The organism is Microbispora sp. NPDC049633, from assembly GCF_040675265.1.
GTDB lineage: Bacteria > Actinomycetota > Actinomycetes > Streptosporangiales > Streptosporangiaceae > Microbispora > Microbispora maris.
On the sequence record NZ_JBFAOO010000141.1, the window covers coordinates 1 to 18,881 of the forward strand.

Genomic DNA, 18,881 nt, shown 5'->3' on the forward strand with positions numbered 1-18,881 from the left:
GGAGTAGCGGGCGGGGGCGTCAGCGCGGGGTCCTGCGCCAGGATCCGCTGCTCCAGTTCGCGGGAGCCCGGATCGGGGTCCAGGCCCAGCTCGCCGACGAGCAGGCGGCGCCCCTCGGCGAGCAGGGCGAGCGCGTCGGCCTGACGGCCGGCCTGGTAGAGAGCGTGCGCGCCGAGCCGGCGCAGCCGCTCGCGCAGCGGGTACGCCGCCACCAGCCTCGTCAGCTCGGGCACCAGCGCCCGCCCGAGCCCGAGCGCGAGCTCGGCCTGGGCCACGTCCTCGACGACCGAAAGCCTGAGCTCGGCCAGATGGGCGATCTCGTCGCGCGCCCAGGGCTCCTCCTCGAACCCCGCCAGCGGCTCGCCCCGCCACTCCGCCAGAGCCAGGCGGAGCCGCCCGGCGGCTCCCGCGTGGTCGCCCGTCTCCAGCAGCCGGCGTCCGGCGGCGACGGCGGCCTGGGCGCGGCCGAGGTCGAAGCTCTCCGGCGTCAGCTCGACGGCGTACCCGCCCGGCCTGCTCACCAGCACCGACGGCCTCGCCCTGCGCACCCGGCCGGGTTCGAGCACGCGCCGCAGCTTCGACACGTACGCCTGCACGGTGTTGACCGCCCCCGGCGGCGGCTCCTGCTCCCAGAGCGCGTCCACGATCCTGGCCGTGCTCACCGGGCGCGGCGCCGCCAGCACGCACAGGGCCAGCACCGCCCGCTGCTGGGACGGCCCGATGTCGAGCGGCGTCCCCCCGTCGTCGAGCACGACGACCGGGCCGAGCACGCGGAATTCCACCGTGATCTCCTCCGATTGCGGTCCCCCGAAATGTATCCCGCCCAAGTCGGCCCTTTTGGACAATTCGCCGGACAATTGGCAACAAAGGGTCAGTGGCGGGCCCCTCGGGCCCGGGTACGCCGAAGCAGACGGCGGCGTGGGCCGGGAGCCCGGCCGTCGGTGCGCAGCCACACGTTGACGCCGGTCCCCCCGAGTGCCGAGTCCTCGATGCGCACTCCGCCGCCCGTCGACTCGGCCAGGCGCCGGGCGATGTCGAGGCCGAGCCCCGTGGAGCCCGCCCCGCTGTTGCCCCGGCGCAGCGCCCTCTCCGGATCGGGGATGCCCGGGCCCGCGTCCGCGACGAGGATGCCCACCATGCCGCTCCCCCGGTGCAGGGTGACGCGGAAGGCCGTGCCCTGCGGCGTGTGGCGGAAGACGTTGCCGAGCAGCGCGTCGACCACCGCGCCCAGATCGGCCGCGGCGACCGGCACCGGGCTGGGCTCGTCCGCGCCGACGAGCTGCCACGGCCGCGCCTGGTCCTCGGCCAGCGCCGACCAGAAGGCGAGCCGCTCCCGCAGCACGAGCGCCGCGTCACAGCCGGCCGGCGCGGCCCGGGACGGCCTCCGGGCCGCTTCGATGATCTCGTCCACGGCCTGTTCGAGCCGCTCGACGGCGAGCCTGCGCTGCTCGGCCTCGGGGCCGGGGCCGCCGATGTTCAGCCGCAGCGCGGTCAGCGGGGTGCGCAGCCGGTGCGACAGGTCGGCGGCGAGTTCGCGCTCGGCCGCGAGCAGCCCCGCCACCTGGTCGGCCATGGTGTTGAACGCCCGCCCGGCGGCCACCAGCTCCGGCGGGCCGTCCGGGACGATGCGCACGGTCAGGTCGCCCGCCCCGAGGGCGGCCGCCGCCTGCCCGAGCCGCCGGGCCGACCGGACCACCCGGGCCCCGAGCCGGTCGGCCACCACCACCGACCCCACCACGAGGGTGACCGCGACGCCGGTCAGCACGGCCCAGGAGGTGGACACGCCCTTGCTCGCGTCCGCCTCGGGCGCGTACACCTCGATGACGGCTCGCCGCCCGCCGCCCAGCGCGACCGGCCTGAGCAGCACGTATCCCTTGCCGATCGGCACGGTCCTGGCTCTTTCCGCCGCGCTCGCGACGTCGGCGGGCGCGACCCGGGAGCGGCCCACCGTGCGCCCGTCCGGGAGGTGGACGGCCAGCCGCGAGGTCCCCGCCGGGGTGCTGGCCAGCGCGCGCTCCAGCGCCGCCGCGTCGTCGGTCACGACGAGGGCGGGCACGATCGTGGCGGCCTGACGCTCGGCGTCCGCGAGCGCGCGGCTCTCCGCGATCTCCTTGACCGCCACGGCCAGCGGGATGAGGAAGGCCAGCGCGACCATCGCCGTCACGGCCACCGCCACCAGGGCCAGGCTCCGTCTCACCGCGGCTCCCGCTCCGGACCTCGTACCGTCATCGCGGTTCCCGCCGGGGGCTCAGCCCTCTATGGGAGGGCTGAGGCGGACGCCGACGCCCCGCACGGTGTGCAGATATCGGGGGCGAGAGGCGCTCTCGCCGAGTTTGCGCCGCAGCCAGGACAGGTGGACGTCGATCGTCTGGTCGTCCCCGTACGACTGCCGCCACACCTCGGCCAGCAGTTCCCTCCGCGAGATCACCCGGTCGGGCCGCGCGGCGAGGTAGGCCAGCAGGTCGAACTCCCGGCGGGTCAGGTCGAGCGGCACGCCGTCCAGGCGGGCCTCCCTGCGGTCGGCGTCGACGACCAGGCCGCCGACCCGCGCGACCGACGACGGCGTCCCGGGCCTGGCCCGGCGCAGCACGGCCTCGAGGCGGGCGTTGAGGTGGTCGCCGGAGAACGGCTTGACCAGGTAGTCGTCCGCGCCGCCGCGCAGCAGGCGGACGATCTCCGCCTCGTCGTCCCGCGCGGTGGCCACGATGACCGGTACGTCGGAGATCGCCCGGAGCATCTTCAGCGCCTCCGCACCGTCGAGGTCGGGCAGCCCGAGGTCGAGGACCACCACGTCGGGGGCGGCGTGGGCGATCTCCCGCAGGGCGTCGAGCGCGCGGCCCGCGCTGCGGACCGCATGGCTGCGCCCGGTCAGGTCGCGGATGATCGCGGACCGGACGAACTCGTCGTCCTCAACCACCAGAACGGTCGCCATGGGGCAGAAACGTACACGCCCACTCCACACGGCGTCCCGGGAAGAGCGATCCGAAACATACGGATTCGCCGTGATTTAAGGCAGGCAAAAACCCGTAGAGGATGACCGAAAGGGATCGAGCGGCATTTACTACGTCACGAGATAGAGTGAGCGCCCCATGAGAAGGGCCACGGGTTACTTGATCGCCTGGTGCGGGGCGACCGCGCTCGCCGTCGGCGTGTCCTGGCTCGGCGTGCGTGACGTGCTGCGCAGCGCGATCCTGGACGACGCGCCCCTGGCCCCGGTGGTGGCCGTCGCCGCGCCGCTCTCCGCCTCGCCGGGCGCCCCCGCCCCCTCCCCGCAGGACACCCCTGACGGCGGTCCCTCCGACGAGCCGTCGGAACGGCCGTCCTCCTCCGCCCCCTCCGCGTCCGGCCGCCCGTCCCCGTCCCGCGCCCCGGCCACCGCCACGCCGACGCGCACCTCGCCGGCGCCGCGGCCGGCCCGCTCCACCCAGCCGGCCGGGCCGGCCGCGTCGGCGGAGCCCTCGCCCACCGCCCGGCCACGCAGGACCTCCGGCGGAGAGAGCCTGCACACGTTCACCCTGAAGGGCGGCCGGGCGACGGTCGCGGTGACCTCCAGGGACTGCCGCGTGGTGACGGCGACTCCGAACGACGGCTACGAGGTCAAGGTCTGGGAGACCGACCAGTGGCTGCGGATCGCCTTCCTCCGCGGCATCCACGAGTCGTCGGCGTTCTGCACGTGGAACGCCCTGCCGCCCCGGCTCGACACGTACGAGAACTGACGGGGCCGCAGGCCCACGGCGATGCTCAGTCGAGCAGCGCGCGGTACTTCTTCAGCTCCTTGACCTCGGCGCCCAGGGCGGTCGTCGTGGCGACTGCCAGCGCCTTGGCCCCCTCGAAGGCGCCCTCGGCCTGCTCGGCCCGGGCCAGCTTGATCGCGCCGTTGTCGTGCTCGATCATCAACGTCACGTACTTCCGGTCGAACTGCGGGCCGTTGAGCTTGGCGAGCGCCTCGATCTCGGCCCGCGTCTGCGTGCCCGGCATCGCGTGGTCGCGCGGCAGCGGCTCGGCGCCCCACATGTCCAGCCAGTCCCTGAACGTACGCATGTCGGTGTCGCGGGCCGTGGCGACCCTGGCCGCGAACTCCCTGACCCACGGGTCGCCCGCCCGGGTCTCCGCGAGCCTGGCCATCTCCAGGGCCTGAAGGTGGTGCGGGATCATCTGCCGGGCGAACGTCACGTCGGCGGCGTTCCTGCCACCGGACGCCTCCGCCGGGGCGGTCTCGTCCGCGCCGGTCTCGTCCGCGCCTGTCTCGTCCGGGCCTGTCTCGTCCGGGCCTGCGGTGGCCGCGCCGGGAGTGGTGGCGGGCGAGGCGGCGGCCGGGACCGCGGGAGACGGCGACGCGCCCTGGTTCGCCGGGTCCGGCGTGCCGCACCCGGCGAGCAGGACCGCGGCGAGCACGCCCGTTAACGCACCCGTCACACGAGCCGTCACGACGGGGAGCCGGCGGATAGTGGTCGTCACTGGAGGCCTTTCCGGTTCTGGCTCGGGGACGGCCGCGACCGCCCCCGAGGGGCCGGGCGCGGCCGGTCCGTCCGTGATCCCTTGCCGCAGGACCCTACCGCCGGGAGATGGTTGCGGCCGCCCCGCATGGCATTTCGGCATATTTACGGTGATTATCGGACAAGCTGGGCAATACGTGTCAAAATTCCCATTCACTTCCCTGGAGCACTGCCGTGCTCTAGCCTCCAACTGTGCCAAACGGGAGCGAAACTCTACGAAAGGTTTCACACCGAGGAAACCTCTGTTGACACGAGCGAAACAGTGATACTTTCGCTTGGGAGCGCTCCCAAGCCGTGTGAACCTTCGGGCCGAGGAGACCGGATGGCCGATCTTCCCACCCTCGCAGAGGTAGCCGCCGCAGCCGGCGTCTCCCCGGCAACAGCTTCCCGGGTCTTGACCGGCTCGGTACGCGTGACCACGTCGACCCGCCGACAAGTTCACGACGCGATGTCGCGTCTGGGCTATGTACGGCGCCGCGCCCCCAGGGGATCCGCGGGCAGGCGGGCCGAGCAGATCATCGCCGCCGTCGTCTGCGAGCACAGTCCACGCCTTTTCACCGAGCCGTTCTATGCCAGGCTCCTGTCCGCCTGCGAGGAGGTGCTGACGACGCACGGGGTCCCCATGGTCGTGATGACCGCGACCCCGGCGACCGCCTCCATCGCCGCGCCACCGCTGGTCGCGGGCTCCGTCGACGGAGTCCTTCTGATCGGCGCACGCGCGCGGCACCCCCTCGCGGTAACGCTGGCGGCCTCGGGCGTCCCGGTGCGCTGTGCCGGGCGGCCGCCAGACGGCATCGACCTCCCGTTCGTCGACATGGACAACCGTGACGGCGGACGGCAGGCGGCCGAGCACCTGCTGCTCAACAACCGCAAGCACATCGCCACGATCGCCGGGCCGCCGACCCTGCCGGCCGCCCGCGACCGGCTGGAGGGCTTCCGGCAGACGCTCCGCGACGCCGGCGTGCTCGACATGCCGGTGGCGTACGGCGACTTCACCCACGCGTCCGGTGCGCACGCGATGCAGTGGCTGCTGCAACGGGCGCCGCACATCGACGCCGTGTTCGCGGCGTCGGACGTGATGGCGGCCGGGGCGATGCAGACGCTGCGCCGCGCCGGGCGGAAGGTGCCCGACGACGTGGCCGTCATCGGATACGACGACGCGCCCGTGGCCAGGCACACCTCGCCGGCGCTGACCACCGTGCGGCAGCCCGTCGAGGAAATGGCCACGCTCGCCGCACGACTGCTTCTCATGACACTCGGGGACGGGGACAATCCCAAGGGCAATCCGGTGCTGCCCACGGAACTGGTGGTTCGTGAATCGGCCTGAGCTTCGAGAAGGTGACGTCCTGACCCGTCGCTATCTGCTCCAGGAGCGGATAGCGACGGGCGGGATGTCGGTCATCTGGCGTGCCTTCGACCAGTCACTCCAGCGCATGGTCGCCATCAAGGTGCTGGACGGCACGCTCGACGACGACAGTCCCGGGCGGGAACTGATGCGCCGGGAGGCCAGGGCCACCGCCCGGCTGATCCACCCGGACGCGATCGAGGTCTACGACTACGGCGAGACGGTCACGAACGGCGGCAGGCTCGCGTCCTTCGTGGTCATGCGCCTGCTGGAGGGAAGGTCGCTGGCCGACCGGATCATGGAGGGCCCGCTGCCCTGGGCCGAGGCGACGGAGATCGCCGCCGGGCTGGCGAAGGTGCTGGCGGCGGCGCACGACCGGGGCATCGTCCACCGTGACGTGACCCCGGAGAACGTGCTGCTCGCCGACGACGGGCCCAAGCTCCTCGACTTCGGGATCGCCGCGTTCATCGGCGAGGCCGACGACCAGCTCGTCGCCGACTTCGGCACGCCGCCGTACGTCGCGCCGGAGCGGCTGAAGGGCACGACGGCCGACCCGGCCGTGGACGTCTACGCGCTCGGCGTGCTGCTGTTCGAGATGCTCACGGGAGCACTGCCGTATCCCGAGAAGACCTGGGAGGCGATCGAGGCGGCACGGCGGGAGGGGCCGCCGCCGGTTCCCGAAGGGGTGCCGGGCCTGCCGCAGGAGGTCGCCGACCTGTGCCGGCGCTGCCTGTGCCCCGACCCCGTGGACCGGCCGAGCGCGCGGGCGGTCGCCGCCGCCCTGAGCGCGGTGAAGAAGCCGCCGGGCCCGCGCGGGGCCGGCTGGGGCGCCACCGCCGTCGGAGCCGCCGCCCTGGGCGGCATCCTCTGGTTCACCCAGACGGGCGGCCCCGAGGTCGGAGCCGTGACCGTCCTGCCCAGCCCGTCGGGGGCGTACGCGCAGGCCACCGCCTCGCCGCCGCCGCAGGTCGAAGCCGTCGCCGGCCCCGTCGAGCGGCCGCGGCACACGGTCGCGCCCGTCGCGGATCCCGTACGCACGGCCGGGCCTGCCCGGCACCGCCCCTCCCCCACGAACACCGTCAAGGTCGTCAAGAAGGACCGGGACGCGGGAGACACCGTCAGGCGGCCGAGAACCTCGGCCACCGACAAGTCCGACGTCGCACCCCTGCCTCTGGCCACCTCGGCCGCGCCCATGCGGGTCGACACGGCGGTCCGGCAGTTCGCCCTGCTGGTGGACGGAGCCGAGGCCACTCACGACATCGACGACGACGTCGCCCTGGACCTCAAACAGGTGCTGCGCAACGCCGTCGACAACGGTCAGGGGCTGGCCGTCGTACGCGAGAAGATCGAGGTCCGGTATCGCGAGGGACGGCTGCCGGCGGTGCTGAAGGGGGAACTGCTGGCCGCGCTCGACCGGGTCGAAGCCGCTTCGGCCCAGGCCAGCGACACCTGAAATGGGAGCGCTCCCAGAACAACCGTCTGTTGAGTTTGGTCAGGACCGTAAGTCGGGCCGCGTCCGATAAGCGTCCGTCTCGCGACCGAAACAATCGTCCAGTGCCGTGCGGGCCGGCAGACGACGCCCCGCCCTCCGGCATCTAGTGCCGCTTGACCGTCGCGAACCAGGCCGGTGCCCCGTCGTCGTGGTACCGCGTCTGGATCCGGTCCGGCTCGACGGCGACGACACTCCAACCGCCGACGAGGTCGAACGCCGCTCTCAGTTCTTCCCTGCCGACGGGGTGCGGACCCGTATCGGAGCCGCCGTCGCCGAAACACAGCACGTACAGAGTGCCGCCGTGCTCGGTCACCGACGCGAGACTCGCCACGTAGGCGGACCGCTCCGCCCCGTCGAAGGTGTGGAACAGCCCGCAGTCCAGCACCGTGTCGAAGCTGCGCCCGAGTCGCTCCAGCCGCAGAGCGTCGGCCGCGGCGAATTCGACCTCGACGCCCCGATCGGCGGCCTTCGCCCGGGCGATCGCCAGTGCCGTCTCCGCCACGTCGACGCCCAGGACCGGCAATCCCAGCGAGGCGACGTGGAGAGCGTTCTCCCCGGTCCCGCAGCCCGCGTCGAGAACCGCCCCGGTGAATCCGCCTTCGGCGGCGAGACGCACCACCGCCGGCTGCGGCCGGCCGATGTCCCACGGCGCGGGACCCTCGTGGTACGACGCGTCCCAGGGCAGGCCCGTCAGCCGTTCATGACTGGTCGGACGCCGGGCGGTGAGCGGATCGTCGGCGTCGTCCGCGAGACGTCCCGATCGGTCCTGCATCGCTCTCCCCTTCCCGCGGCCGGCTCTCCACCTCATCGTGGCACGCTTGGGGGTATTTCGACCGGGTCAACCCCTTGCATGGGAACGGCAAAACGGATAGCTCGTTGCCCATGAGCGGATTCAAGAAGTTCCTCATGCGGGGCAACCTGGTGGAGCTCGCCGTCGCCGTCGTCGTGGGCGCGACGTTCAGCGGGCTCATCCAGGCCCTCGTACAGGACCTGATCACCCCCCTGATCGCGGCCATCACCGGCGGCAAACAGCCCGACTTCTCCAGCTACAAGTTCACCGTCAACGGCGCGGTGTTCAAGTACGGCGACTTCATCAACCACCTGCTGACGTTCCTGATCGTCGCGGCCGTCGTCTACTGGCTGGTCGTCCTGCCCATGAGCCGTTTCCTGAGCCTCTTCGACCGGGACAAGGAGGCCACGGAGAAGAAGTGTCCCGAGTGCCTGTCGGACATCCCCGTCGACGCCCGGCGCTGCGCGTTCTGCACGGTCGAACTGTCCGCCGTCGCGGCCGCCGAGAAGCCCCCTGCCTGACTTCTCCCCTGTCCCCCGTCAGGGCCTGAAGCGCGTCAGCGTCCTCTCGCCGGTCTCCGCGGGCTCGCGGGAAGCGGGACGGCCGGAGTGCCGCAGCACGTCCACGATGACGAGAGACGTCCGGTGCGGATCCCTGGTGATCCGCACCTCGCGGGCCAGCCAGCACGCGGCGGCGATCATGTCGCGGGCCCGTTCGAGGTCCCCCGGACTGGTCCCCGCCCTGCACCACACCCACAGGCGCTCGCCGAACGGCTCCGGCCTCGTACGGAGGATGACCGGCAGCTTGCCCCGCCGGCTGACGATCAGCGCCTCGGCACAGGCCTTCCGTACGCGGTGGGGCGTCACCACGCACCAGAATCGGCCCGCCACCTCCCGCCGGGCCTGCGGCCAGACCAGGACGAGCAGGCAGACCAGAGAGCCGGCGACGATCGTGACGGCCGGGCCCGCCGTGCGTACCGCGAGGACGACGAGCGCAGGCCCTCCCACCAGCAGCACCGTCTCGTAACGCCATCTCCACAGCACCACCAGCGGCCCGGGCCGCGCCACGGGGGAGGTCTCCCGTTCGATGAACCGCAGGACCAGATGCGTGTTCCGCCTGACCGAATGCCTCATGCCCGTCCGCCCGACGGGTGCTCGGGCTTGCGGGAGAGCGGGGATTCGAGCGCGTTCACCCGTCCGGTCCCCCGGCAGCGACGGCACGGCAGGCCGGTCGGGCACCGCCCCTTCGCCGAGCAGACCCGGCAGGGGGTGAGAGCGTCGAACCTCGGGTCGCGGTACGTGTGGGTGTGCCAGGTGCGCCGGATCTCCCAGCGCTGCACCCACGCGAACGCGTCGATCTCGGCGAACGCCTCCTCGCCCACCCTCCAAAGGAGGGCGACGATGCGCATCCGTAACCCCGTGAGGGAAGGAGCGCGCATGTTCTTGTTGTTAGAGTGCACGGGATCATCCCTTTGCTGAGCAGGCAGGTCGGATGGTCGTCTGCTCTGGGCCGATGTGCCACCATCGGCCCAGCAGCGCATTTCAGGGGAGGGGCCGAAAGACGAGCCCCCGGTCGCATCGCCTCCCTTCGGGAACCGGCTGGTCCAGCCGCCACGTTGAGGCTTATGTCTAGCTTTACCCCGCAGTTGCCGTTGGCAACCTTCATTTGGCAATTGCCAATCGAGTTTTCATGCGGCAAGTGCCAGGAGATGCTACGCTGCCCCTTTCGAGGCCCACCACAGAACGCGTACGCAGAAGGTGACCGCTATGGCCGGGACCAACCTGACGCTCCGGCGGCGCCAGTTGGCGACTCGTCTTCGAGAGCTGCGGCGCGCGACCGGCATGACCGTCGACCAGGTGGCCCAGGAACTTCTCTGCAGCCCCGCGAAGATCAGCCGTATGGAGACCGGTCAGCGCGGCGTGAGCCAGCGGGACGTTCGCGATCTGTGCCGCATCTATGGCGTTGCGGACGACAAACTCGTCACTCAGCTGATGACGCTCGCCCGGGAATCCCGGCAGCCGGGCCTGAAGCAGGAGTGGGGAGACCTCGGCAACGACGCCATTTACGTCTACATGGACCTCGAAGCGGCGGCGGTGTCCATCACCGAACTCCAGACCGCTTACATTCCCGGTCTGTTCCAGACCGAGGAGTACGCCAGGGCGCTCATCCGGGGACTACTTCCACGCATCGACCAAGAGCTTCTGGACAGGCGAGTCGAAGCGCGGATGAAGCGGCAGCAGCTACTCACCCAGAAGGAGCCGCCCCGCTACTGGACCTTCATCGACGAGGCCGCCCTGCTCCGGCAGGTCGGCGACGCCGCGATCATGACGGACCAGTTGGAGCAGATACTCAGGCTCGCGCAGGCACCTCATGTGACCGTGCAGGTCATTCCGTTCGAGGTGGGCGCTTACATGTCCGCGGACGGCCCGTTCGTCATGTTCAGGATGAAGGACCCGGCGGTATCCGAAGTCGTTTACGTCGAGATGCTCAATCGGGTGGAGTACCTGGAGAAACCAGCGGAGCTGGAGATATACCGAGAGGCCGTCGAGATCATTCGCGCGGCAGCTCTGTCCCCGAACGAGTCCATCCGGCGGATCGCGAAAGCCAAATCAGACTTTAGTGCTGCGCTGCCCCGCAGTGACCACCTGTCTCCGGGAGAACAATAGCGCAGAGACAGAGGATTTCATGGAACTCCCGCCAGACACGCGGATAACAGAGTCGCAATGGCGCATCTCGACGAGATGCAACGGCGGCAACTGTGTACAGGTGGCCATCCTCGACGGAATGGTCGCCCTACGTGACTCGAAAAACCCAGGCCACGGCGTGCTGCTTTACTCACCCGAGGAGTGGCGTCGCTTTGTGGCGTCCGCAAAGGCCGGTGGATACGACCGGCCACAGTAACCCGGAGGATTGACACCACTCCGCATGGTCCCGGCAAACGGGACAGATTCTCAAAAAGCGGATAGATTACAATGCTTCCGGATGATAACTCACTCCACGAGTGGACGGCTTCCGGGAGAATGCATGGCACGCCGACCTTCGTTCGACGGTGTCGAGTGGCACCAGGCATGCAACAACGGCAACTGCGTGGAGATCGCCCTCCGGGACGGATGGGTCGGTGTCCGCGATGGGAAGCAGGGCGATGGCAGTCCCGTGCTGACCTTCACCGCCGAGGAGTGGACGGCCTTCCTGCAGGGGGTCAAGGCCGGAGTGTTCGACCTGTCCTGACCTCGACCTGTCCTGGCGCCACCCGAGATGGGTACGCGTGCAAGGGGCTTCCCCGGCGGGAGCCGGGGAAGCCCTCTACTTCTGTTCGGCGTTCCGTCACCAGGGGGACGGCGGGGGCGGGGGGACGACCGGCGGGCGGTCGTCGCAGGTGATGGTGTTGGGCAGCATCCAGGGAGCGAGCCAGCCGCCGTCATTGCCGCCGAGGTCGTGCAGGGAGAACTCCGAACCGGTGGGCGGGAAGTTGAAGGCGCCGCAGTTGTTGACCCCGACCGCGCCGACGTTGCGGGCGTCCACGTTCTCGAAGGACGCCGAGCCCTTCACGCGGGCGCTGACCACGGAGGTGCCCGTGCCGTCGACCCGGATGTCCGTGAAGCGGACCTTCGGAATCGCGTACAGGTCCTTCACCGACCACTCGCTGACGAGCATGACGGCGTTGTACGTGCTGTCCAGGTAGTGGTCGCCGCTGACCTCGATGTCGGCGTCGATGTCCTTCTCCAGGGCATAGAACCAGATGGCCCCCAGGCCGATCTTCCAGTTCAGCTCGAAGGTGCCGGCGCGTACGGTGGTGTTGCCGGTGATGCGGAGCCTGCCCGCGAACGGCTCGGCGCCGAACCGGGAGCCGACCTGGATGGCGCTGCCCTCCCTGATCGGGTCGGCGATCAGATTGTTCGCGACCGTGTTGTCCGTGCCGCCGTAGATCGCGATGCCGTTGGCCAGCACGGGCGTCTGCACGGTGTTGTGGTCGATCGTGTTGCGCGCGTCGGCGGTCTTGTCGGACCACAGGGCGAGGGCGTCGTCACCGGTGTTGCGGAAGAAGTTGCCCGACACGACGGAGTCGGTGACGCCGGTGTGGAAGTTGAGCCCGTCCGCGATCTGGTCGACGATCACATTATTGGTGATCTTGATGTTCCGCATCGGGCCGTCGAACCACATGCCGACCTTGGTGTGGCGGATGTGGAGCCCGTCGACGGTCGAGTCGCTCATCGCGCCGCCGACGCCGTTGACCTGGTCGGTGTCGATGCGTTCCCGTACGTCGCCCTCGATGGCGAAGCCGGACAGATGGACGTTGCGGCTGCCGCCCGCCGCGGCGTCCTTGCCGTAGAACCCGACGCCGGTGTGCACCGAGCCGTCCGGGGCCGGGGTGCCCAGGTCGGTCTGCCGGCCCTTGATGATCGTGTACCAGTTTCCGGCACCGGTGATCGTCACGTCGTCCACGAGGATGTGCCGGTTCACCTGGTAGGTGCCCGGCGGGATGTAGACCTTCAGGCGCGTGCGCTTCGCGAAGGCGATCGCCTTGTCGATCGCCCCGGCGGAGTCGCGCCTGCCGGTGGGGTCGGCGCCGAAGGCCAGCACGTTCGCCGCGAGGACCTCCACCCGCGGCGGGCCGACGAGGTGCGAGTCGAGCAGGTCGACGACGGTCCACGTGGCGTTGCTCCGGGCCGGGACCGTCAGCCGCACGGTGTCACCCGCCCGGTACGTCCGGCCGAGCAGGAGGCGCTGCTCGTCGTAGAAGTGGTTCGGGCGGAACGGCTTGACGATCTCCGGGGTGGGGGTGGTGGCGGCCGGCACGCAGGAGCACTCGGTGATCCACCAGTCGGGGTGCAGCAGCCCGGCGTCCGGGTCGTTGGTGAACGGATACTGGTTGTAGAGCCAGGCGTACTGCGACGTGAGCGTCATGGTGGCCTGCTTGCGGCCGTTGACCGCAACGTCGAGCGGCGCGGTGATGCCGCCGCCCCCGGGAGCGTCCGGGATGCTGTAGCGCACGGTGATGGCATTGGCCGCCTTCGGCAGCGTGAACTCGACGTACTGCCCGGGGGTCAGCCGCACCGCCTTTCGGCCCGACGCCTCCGCCGGCAGCGTGTACGCGTCGCGGCCGGGGCCGATGACCGTCCCGTTCGTGGTCGCGTTCTCGGCCTCCTGCTCGGCGAAGTCGACGTCGGCCCCGCGCCCGGCGACGAGAGCCGGATCGAGGGCGGCCCGTGTCACGACGGGCGCCTTCGCGGCGGACGCGGGCGCGGGTAACAGCACGAAACCGGTCGCGGCCAGGGCCGCCGCCAGCAGGATTCTCATCGGGCCTCCAGGATCCAGACCGCGGTGTCGGACGGGAGCAGGTCGCCGTCGAGAGGTCCGCTGGCCAGCGCCACCGAGCCCCGGACGGGGAACGGAACAGGCTCGGCGCCGAGGTTCACGACGCAGACCAGCCCGGAGTCGCGCCGGAACGCGATCACGTCGTCCGTGGTCGGCAGCCAGGTCAGCGTGCCGTCGCCGAGCAGCTCGCGCCGCAGGCGCAGGGCCGAGCGGTAGAGGCACAGCATCGAGTCCGGGTCGGCCTGCTGGGCCTCGACCGTGAGGCCGCGCCAGCCCGCCGGCTGGGGCAGCCAGGGCTCGCCCGCGCTGTAGCCGAACGGCGGCTCCTCCCCCGACCACGGCAGCGGCACCCGGCAGCCGTCGCGGCCGCGGACCGTGTGGCCGGAACGCTCCCACATCGGGTCGTCGAGGAGCTCCTCGGGGAGGTCCTCGACCTCGTTCAGGCCGAGCTCCTCCCCCTGGTAGACGTAGACGCTGCCGGGCAGGGCCATCGCCAGCAACGCCGCCGCCCTCGCCCGGCGCCGGCCGAGCTCCAGGTCGGACGGCATGCCGTCCCGGCGCTCGGCGTTGTCCCAGGACGTGACGGCCCGGCCGTACCGGGTGACGGGACGGGCGACGTCGTGGTTGGACAGCACCCAGGTCGCGGGGGCGCCGATGGGCACGTGCGTGGCGAGGGTCAGGTCGATGCTGCGGCGCAGCGCGGCCGGCTCCCACGCGCTCGACAGGAAGTCGAAGTTGAACGCCGTGTGGAGCTCGTCCGGGCGCAGGTAGTTCGCGAACCGCTCCTGGTCGGGCAGCCACACCTCCCCGATGAGGATGCGCCCGCCGTAGGAGTCGGACACCCGCCGCCACTCGCGGTAGATCTCGTGGACTCCGTCGTGGTCGGTGTAGGACTCCTCCACGCTGTCGAGGTCCTTGACGAGGACGGCGGCCGAGTCGATGCGGACGCCGTCCACGCCCCGGTCGAACCAGAACCGCAGCACGTCCAGGAACTCCTGGCGTACGGCCGGGTTGTTCCAGTTGAAGTCGGGCTGCTCGGGGGCGAACAGGTGGAGGTACCACTCGCCGTCCGGCACCCGCGTCCAGGCCGGGCCGCCGAAGATCGACTGCCAGCCGTTCGGCGGGCCGTCGCCGATGCCGGGGCGGAACCAGAACCGCTCCCGGGCCTCCGAACCGGGACCGGCCGCCAGCGCCTCCTGGAACCAGGCGTGCTGGTCGGACGCGTGGTTGGGGACGACGTCCACGATCGTGCGGATGCCCAGGTCGTGGGCTTCCTCGATCAGCTTCTCCGCCTCGGCGAGGGTGCCGAAGACCGGCTCGATGCCGCGGTAGTCGGCGACGTCGTAGCCGCCGTCGGCCATGGGAGAGGGATACCACGGGTTCAGCCAGACGGCGTCGACGCCGAGGTCCGCCAGGTACGGCAGGCGCGACCGCAGCCCCGCCAGGTCGCCCGTCCCGTCGCCGTTCCCGTCGGCGAAGCTGCGCAGGTAGACCTGGTAGATCGCGGCCCCGCGCCACCAATCGGGGGTCGAGGTGTTGCCGGGCATGCTGGATACAACTCCTTACGGGGTGACGGCGGCAGGGGTGGGGTCGTTCAGCCCTTGAGGCTGCCGGCGGTGAGACCGGCCATGATGTGCCGCTGGAACAGGAAGAAGACGACGATGGTCGGGATGCTCGCGATCACCAGGGAGGCGACCAGCACGTTCTGCGGCATCTGCGAGGACAGCGAGGCGATGCCGATGCTCACCGACATCTTGTCGCTGTCCGGCAGGACCAGGAGGGGCCAGACGAAGTCGCGCCAGACGTTGACGACGGTGAGGATGGAGACCACCCCGAGGATGGGCCGGGAGATCGGTATCACCACCGACCACAGGATGCGGCCCGGCGACGCGCCGTCGATCTCGGCGGCTTCGAGCAGCTCCCTGGGGATCGAGTCGAAGAAGCGCTTGAGCAGGAAGACGTTGAAACCGTTGGCCGCGGCCGGCAGCCAGATCGCCCACGGGGTGTTGAGCAGGTTCCAGCCGAAGATCGGCACTTCCTTCACCGTCAGGTACGCCGGGAGCATGATGACCATGGGCGGGATCATCAGCGTCGACAGCATCAGCGCCAGCACGACCTTGCCGAGCGCCGGGCGGAGCTTCGACAGGGCGTAGGCCGCCGAGACGTCCACCGCGAGCGTCAGCAGCCAGGCGCCGCCGGCGTAGAGGGCCGTGTTGCCGAGCAGCGTGCCGAGGTCCAGCAGGTCCCAGGCCTCCAGGTAGCCGTCGAGCGAGAAGTGCGACGGCAGGAAGGTCGGCGGGATGGAGTTGAGCTCCTCGGTGGACTTCATCGCGCCGGTGACCATCCAGTAGAGCGGGAAGACGAACGCGGCGGTGAAGCTCACCACCACGATCGCCAGCACGATCCAGTAGATGATCCGGCCGCGGGTCGTGTTGAGCTGGTGCGGCGAGACGGCGGTGCGGAACTGCGTGCCGAACGGCTTGCGGGGCCGCCGTCGCCCGCGGCGCTCGTTCCGGGCAGGGGAGGCCGGCGTTCCGGCCGGGCCGTCGGGCGCCGCGGTGACGTTGGTCATCATGTCGGGCATGGTCGTTCCCCCCCTCACACCGTGTTGTCGCGCGAGACGCGCAGGTAGATCGCGGAGAACACCATCAGGACGATCATGAGCATCAGGCCGAGCGCGTTGCCGGCGTTGAGATTGCCGAAGTTGAAGGCGTACTGGTACATGAGGTAGACGACGCTGACCGTGGCGTTCTCGGGGCCGCCGCCGGTGAGCAGGTAGGGCTCGATGAAGACCTGCATGGTCGCCACGATCTGCAGCAGCAGCATCACCAGCAGGATCAGCTTGGTCTGCGGGATCGTGACGTGCCAGATCCGCCTGAACAGGCCGGCGCCGTCGAGCTCGGCGGCCTCGTACAGCTCGCTCGGGATGGTCTGCAGGGCGGCGAGGTAGATCAGGGTGCCGCTGCCCATGTTCATCCAGGTGGAGACGATGACCAGCGAGATCAGCGCGGTGCTCGTCGAGTTGAGCCACTGCAGGCCCGGCAGGTGGACCAGGCCGAGGGCCTGGTTGAACAGCCCGTAGTCGGGGTTGTAGAACCACTGGAACAGCAGGACGCTCACCGCGGGCGGCAGCATGACCGGCAGATAGACCACGAAGCGCAGGTACGCCCTCGCGTGCCGCAGCTCGTTCAGCACGATTGCGGTGACGAACGGGATCCCGTAGCCGCACAGCAGGGCGAGCAGGGTGAACACCGCGGTGTTGACCCAGGCCGGCCCGAAGGCGGGATCGCTGATTACGGTACGGAAGTTCTCCAGCCCCACCCATTTGGGCGGGTCCACGAAGTTGGTCCGCTGGAAGCTGAGGATGACCTCGCGGACCATCGGATACCAGGAGAAGAACGCGAAACAGATCAGAGCGCCGCACAGGAAGCCGTAGGCGGTCACGTTGCGCCGCACGGCGCGCCGCAGTTTCGTCGGCTGCCGCCGCCTGCCGCTGGCTGCCGGGATGCTCGCTGTGGTCATCGTTGTGGATCCGATCTCGACGTGATTGCCCTGCACTCGACTCGCCCTGCACGATTCGCCGGGGCGCCGGCCGCGCGTGGGTCACGGCCACGGGCGGCGCCCCGGATTATCGGGGCGGTCAGCCCTTCGAGGCCAGCAGAGAGTTGACCTTCGACTCGGCGTCGGCAAGGAGCTGGTCGATGTTCGCGTCCTTGCGGGTCAGCACGGCCGACATCGGAGTGTCGAGGATCTTGTAGATCTCCTGCGCGTACGGCCCCGGCTCGGCCTTCGGCGGGATGCCCTTGGAGCCCTCCACCCAGCTCGCGAACTGCGCGGCGTCGATGTTCGCGTTCTGCGCGCGCAGGTCGTTCACGGCCTGGCCGGACGGCGTGTCCGAGCGGTACAGGTCGGGGTAGGGCTGGCCGACGGTCAGGTTGGCGCCCTTGGCCCGCACGTAGTCGAACTGGCCCTTGCCGGGGGTGAGGAACTTGTACTCGATCCACTTGAGGCCGGCCTTGATCTGCTCCGGCGTGGCCTTCGGGTTGATCATGTAACCGGCGCCGCCGTTGAACAGGGCCTTGGCCTCGGGCTGGGCGGTGATGGCGTAGTTCTCGAACTTGCCGCCGAAGTCGTTGCGCAGCGAGATGAGCACGTCGGGCGCGCCCAGCATCATGCCCATCTTGCCGCCGGCCATGGCCTTCATCAGGGCCGGCCAGTCGATGTAGAGCTGGGAGCCCATGCTGTTGTCGGTCCATCGCATCTGGTGGAGGTTCTCCAGCACGGCCTTGCCCTCGGGCGTGTTGAAGGCGGCCTTCTTGCCGTCGTCGGTGATGACCGACCCGCCGCGACCGTAGACGGAGGCGGTGAAGTGCCAGCCGCCCACGTTGTTGCCGCTGTACTCGCCGTACCCGACGTAACCGGGGCCGAGCCCGGCGATCTTCTTCGCGGCGGCCTGCACCTCGGCCCACGTCTTCGGCGGGTTGCTCGGGTCGAGACCGGCCTTGGTGAAGACCTCCTTGTTGTAGACGAGACCCATGCCGTAGCCGTCGGTCGGCAGGCCGTAGACCTTGCCGTCCTTCTTGAACAGGTCGATCGAGCTGTTGTAGTCCTGGAACGTCTTGATCTCGTTGACGTACGGCGTGATGTCGGCGGCCTGGCCGCTCTCGATCAGGCGGCCCACGTTGGGGAAGTTGACGTAGAACACCGTCTCGAGCTCGCCGCTGGCCAGCTTCGGCTCGAAGGTGCGCGGGTCGTAGCAGGGGAACGCGTCGGTGACCTTCGCGACCTTGATATTGGGGTTCAGCTGCTGGAAGGCCGCCAGGTCTTCCTCGAACGTCGCGCGCTCCGCCTTGTTCGTCTTCGGCGGCTCGCAGTTGACCGAGATCGACACCGGCCCGGCGGCCCCGGGCGCCGCACTCGCCTTGTCACCGCTGCCGCCGCTGTCGTCGGTGCCGCACGCCGCGGCCGCCGCAATGGCAAGTCCCGAAACCAGCAGTATCGAGAGCTTGTGGGATTTCATCCTCGTTCCCTTCTGGAACCGCGCACCACGACCCGTCGAAGCACGCGGCTCGGGGCCGACCTGGAGCGCCCCGATCCGCTCGATTGCGAGAAACATACAGAGGCATGCAGGACTGAGCAATAGTCCTGCATTAACTGTGCAAAAAAGTGACAGTTACCAGCGACCTGAAGCACAGGACGGCCTGGATGACTGACACGACGACCTGGAGCACACGACGGCCCAAGGACACACGAGCCGGTCAGAACCTGGGGCTTGGCTCGGTGCCGGCCAGGAACGCAATGGAGCATGGCCTGTGAGCACTGGACGCGCTCAAAGCGGGCGGGTGCTCCGGCCGGCCGTGATAGTTGCGGTCCGGTGAGCCTCGGGAGCGGCCATCGCGGGCGCGGTGGTACAGGGCACGGTCTTACGCCGGCCTCCGCACC

19 protein-coding genes are annotated in these 18,881 nt (G+C 70.1%); 7 read left to right on the top strand and 12 right to left on the bottom strand.

Features of this window, described 5'->3' with window-relative positions; translation table 11 throughout:
- The 3 genes from AB0J39_RS28355 to AB0J39_RS28365 all read right to left on the bottom strand — a co-directional run.
- Positions 1-782 (bottom strand): BTAD domain-containing putative transcriptional regulator (locus AB0J39_RS28355; protein ID WP_363469897.1); only part of this gene is annotated, 782 nt, incomplete at its 3' end.
- 89 nt (positions 783-871) lie between these two features.
- Positions 872-2,197: a HAMP domain-containing sensor histidine kinase gene (locus AB0J39_RS28360; protein ID WP_363469900.1), complete on the bottom strand. Its 1,326-nt coding sequence runs from the start codon at positions 2,195-2,197 to the stop codon at positions 872-874.
- A 51-nt stretch (positions 2,198-2,248) separates the two neighbouring features.
- A complete protein-coding gene (locus AB0J39_RS28365) occupies positions 2,249-2,932 on the bottom strand; it encodes a response regulator transcription factor (RefSeq protein ID WP_363469902.1) in 684 nt (227 codons plus the stop codon).
- A 157-nt stretch (positions 2,933-3,089) separates the two neighbouring features.
- On the opposite strand from AB0J39_RS28365, the gene AB0J39_RS28370 reads away from it, so the two are divergent.
- On the top strand, positions 3,090-3,716 hold the full coding sequence (locus AB0J39_RS28370; RefSeq protein WP_363469905.1) for a hypothetical protein: 627 nt from the start codon (positions 3,090-3,092) through the stop codon (positions 3,714-3,716).
- 25 nt (positions 3,717-3,741) lie between these two features.
- On the opposite strand, the gene AB0J39_RS28375 is transcribed toward AB0J39_RS28370, so the two are convergent.
- Positions 3,742-4,428 carry a DUF305 domain-containing protein gene (locus tag AB0J39_RS28375; RefSeq protein WP_363469908.1) on the bottom strand — a complete coding sequence of 229 codons (687 nt, stop codon included), beginning with the start codon at positions 4,426-4,428 and terminating at the stop codon, positions 3,742-3,744.
- 390 nt (positions 4,429-4,818) lie between these two features.
- Here AB0J39_RS28375 and AB0J39_RS28380 point away from each other — a divergent pair, with 390 nt between their 5' ends.
- Together AB0J39_RS28380 and AB0J39_RS28385 are read left to right on the top strand one after the other, a co-directional pair.
- Positions 4,819-5,823, top strand: coding sequence for a LacI family DNA-binding transcriptional regulator (locus AB0J39_RS28380; RefSeq protein WP_169982092.1), 1,005 nt, complete (start codon positions 4,819-4,821; stop codon positions 5,821-5,823).
- Positions 5,810-7,294 carry a protein kinase gene (locus AB0J39_RS28385; RefSeq protein WP_363469911.1) on the top strand — a complete coding sequence of 495 codons (1,485 nt, stop codon included), beginning with the start codon at positions 5,810-5,812 and terminating at the stop codon, positions 7,292-7,294. Before AB0J39_RS28380 ends, AB0J39_RS28385 begins: the two co-directional genes overlap by 14 nt.
- Positions 7,295-7,436: 142 nt before the next feature.
- Here the strand turns inward: AB0J39_RS28385 and AB0J39_RS28390 are convergent, their stop codons facing one another.
- The gene (locus tag AB0J39_RS28390; RefSeq protein WP_363469914.1) at positions 7,437-8,105 is read right to left on the bottom strand and encodes a class I SAM-dependent methyltransferase; all 669 of its coding nucleotides are present in this window, start codon (positions 8,103-8,105) and stop codon (positions 7,437-7,439) included.
- A 110-nt stretch (positions 8,106-8,215) separates the two neighbouring features.
- Here AB0J39_RS28390 and mscL point away from each other — a divergent pair, with 110 nt between their 5' ends.
- Complete coding sequence (gene mscL, locus AB0J39_RS28395; RefSeq protein ID WP_363469917.1) at positions 8,216-8,644, top strand: large conductance mechanosensitive channel protein MscL; 429 nt, start codon at positions 8,216-8,218, stop codon at positions 8,642-8,644.
- 18 nt (positions 8,645-8,662) lie between these two features.
- Here mscL and AB0J39_RS28400 read toward each other — a convergent pair whose 3' ends face one another.
- Positions 8,663-9,256 carry a hypothetical protein gene (locus tag AB0J39_RS28400; RefSeq protein WP_363469920.1) on the bottom strand — a complete coding sequence of 198 codons (594 nt, stop codon included), beginning with the start codon at positions 9,254-9,256 and terminating at the stop codon, positions 8,663-8,665.
- Positions 9,253-9,561, bottom strand: a complete 309-nt coding sequence (locus AB0J39_RS28405; RefSeq protein WP_363469923.1) for a hypothetical protein — start codon at positions 9,559-9,561, stop codon at positions 9,253-9,255. The genes AB0J39_RS28400 and AB0J39_RS28405 overlap by 4 nt, the downstream gene beginning before the upstream one ends.
- Before the next feature lie 328 nt (positions 9,562-9,889).
- On the opposite strand from AB0J39_RS28405, the gene AB0J39_RS28410 reads away from it, so the two are divergent.
- The 3 genes from AB0J39_RS28410 (at position 9,890) to AB0J39_RS28420 (ending at position 11,351) form a co-directional block, all read left to right on the top strand.
- A complete protein-coding gene (locus AB0J39_RS28410) occupies positions 9,890-10,789 on the top strand; it encodes a helix-turn-helix transcriptional regulator (RefSeq protein ID WP_363469926.1) in 900 nt (299 codons plus the stop codon).
- A gap of 19 nt (positions 10,790-10,808) precedes the next feature.
- A complete protein-coding gene (locus AB0J39_RS28415) occupies positions 10,809-11,024 on the top strand; it encodes a DUF397 domain-containing protein (RefSeq protein ID WP_363469930.1) in 216 nt (71 codons plus the stop codon).
- Positions 11,025-11,147: 123 nt separating this feature from the next.
- On the top strand, positions 11,148-11,351 hold the full coding sequence (locus AB0J39_RS28420; RefSeq protein WP_363469933.1) for a DUF397 domain-containing protein: 204 nt from the start codon (positions 11,148-11,150) through the stop codon (positions 11,349-11,351).
- Positions 11,352-11,447: 96 nt separating this feature from the next.
- Here AB0J39_RS28420 and AB0J39_RS28425 read toward each other — a convergent pair whose 3' ends face one another.
- The 5 genes from AB0J39_RS28425 to AB0J39_RS28445 form a co-directional block, all read right to left on the bottom strand.
- Complete coding sequence (locus AB0J39_RS28425; protein WP_363469936.1) at positions 11,448-13,421, bottom strand: glycosyl hydrolase family 28-related protein; 1,974 nt, start codon at positions 13,419-13,421, stop codon at positions 11,448-11,450.
- Positions 13,418-14,986: a glycoside hydrolase family 13 protein gene (locus tag AB0J39_RS28430; RefSeq protein ID WP_363469939.1), complete on the bottom strand. Its 1,569-nt coding sequence runs from the start codon at positions 14,984-14,986 to the stop codon at positions 13,418-13,420. Before AB0J39_RS28430 ends, AB0J39_RS28425 begins: the two co-directional genes overlap by 4 nt.
- 47 nt (positions 14,987-15,033) lie before the next feature.
- Complete coding sequence (locus AB0J39_RS28435; protein WP_363469942.1) at positions 15,034-16,023, bottom strand: carbohydrate ABC transporter permease; 990 nt, start codon at positions 16,021-16,023, stop codon at positions 15,034-15,036.
- Between the two features lie 14 nt (positions 16,024-16,037).
- Positions 16,038-16,961: a sugar ABC transporter permease gene (locus AB0J39_RS28440; RefSeq protein ID WP_363469945.1), complete on the bottom strand. Its 924-nt coding sequence runs from the start codon at positions 16,959-16,961 to the stop codon at positions 16,038-16,040.
- Positions 16,962-17,079: 118 nt separating this feature from the next.
- Complete coding sequence (locus AB0J39_RS28445; protein WP_363469946.1) at positions 17,080-18,459, bottom strand: extracellular solute-binding protein; 1,380 nt, start codon at positions 18,457-18,459, stop codon at positions 17,080-17,082.
- Between the last annotated feature and the right edge of the window lie 422 nt (positions 18,460-18,881).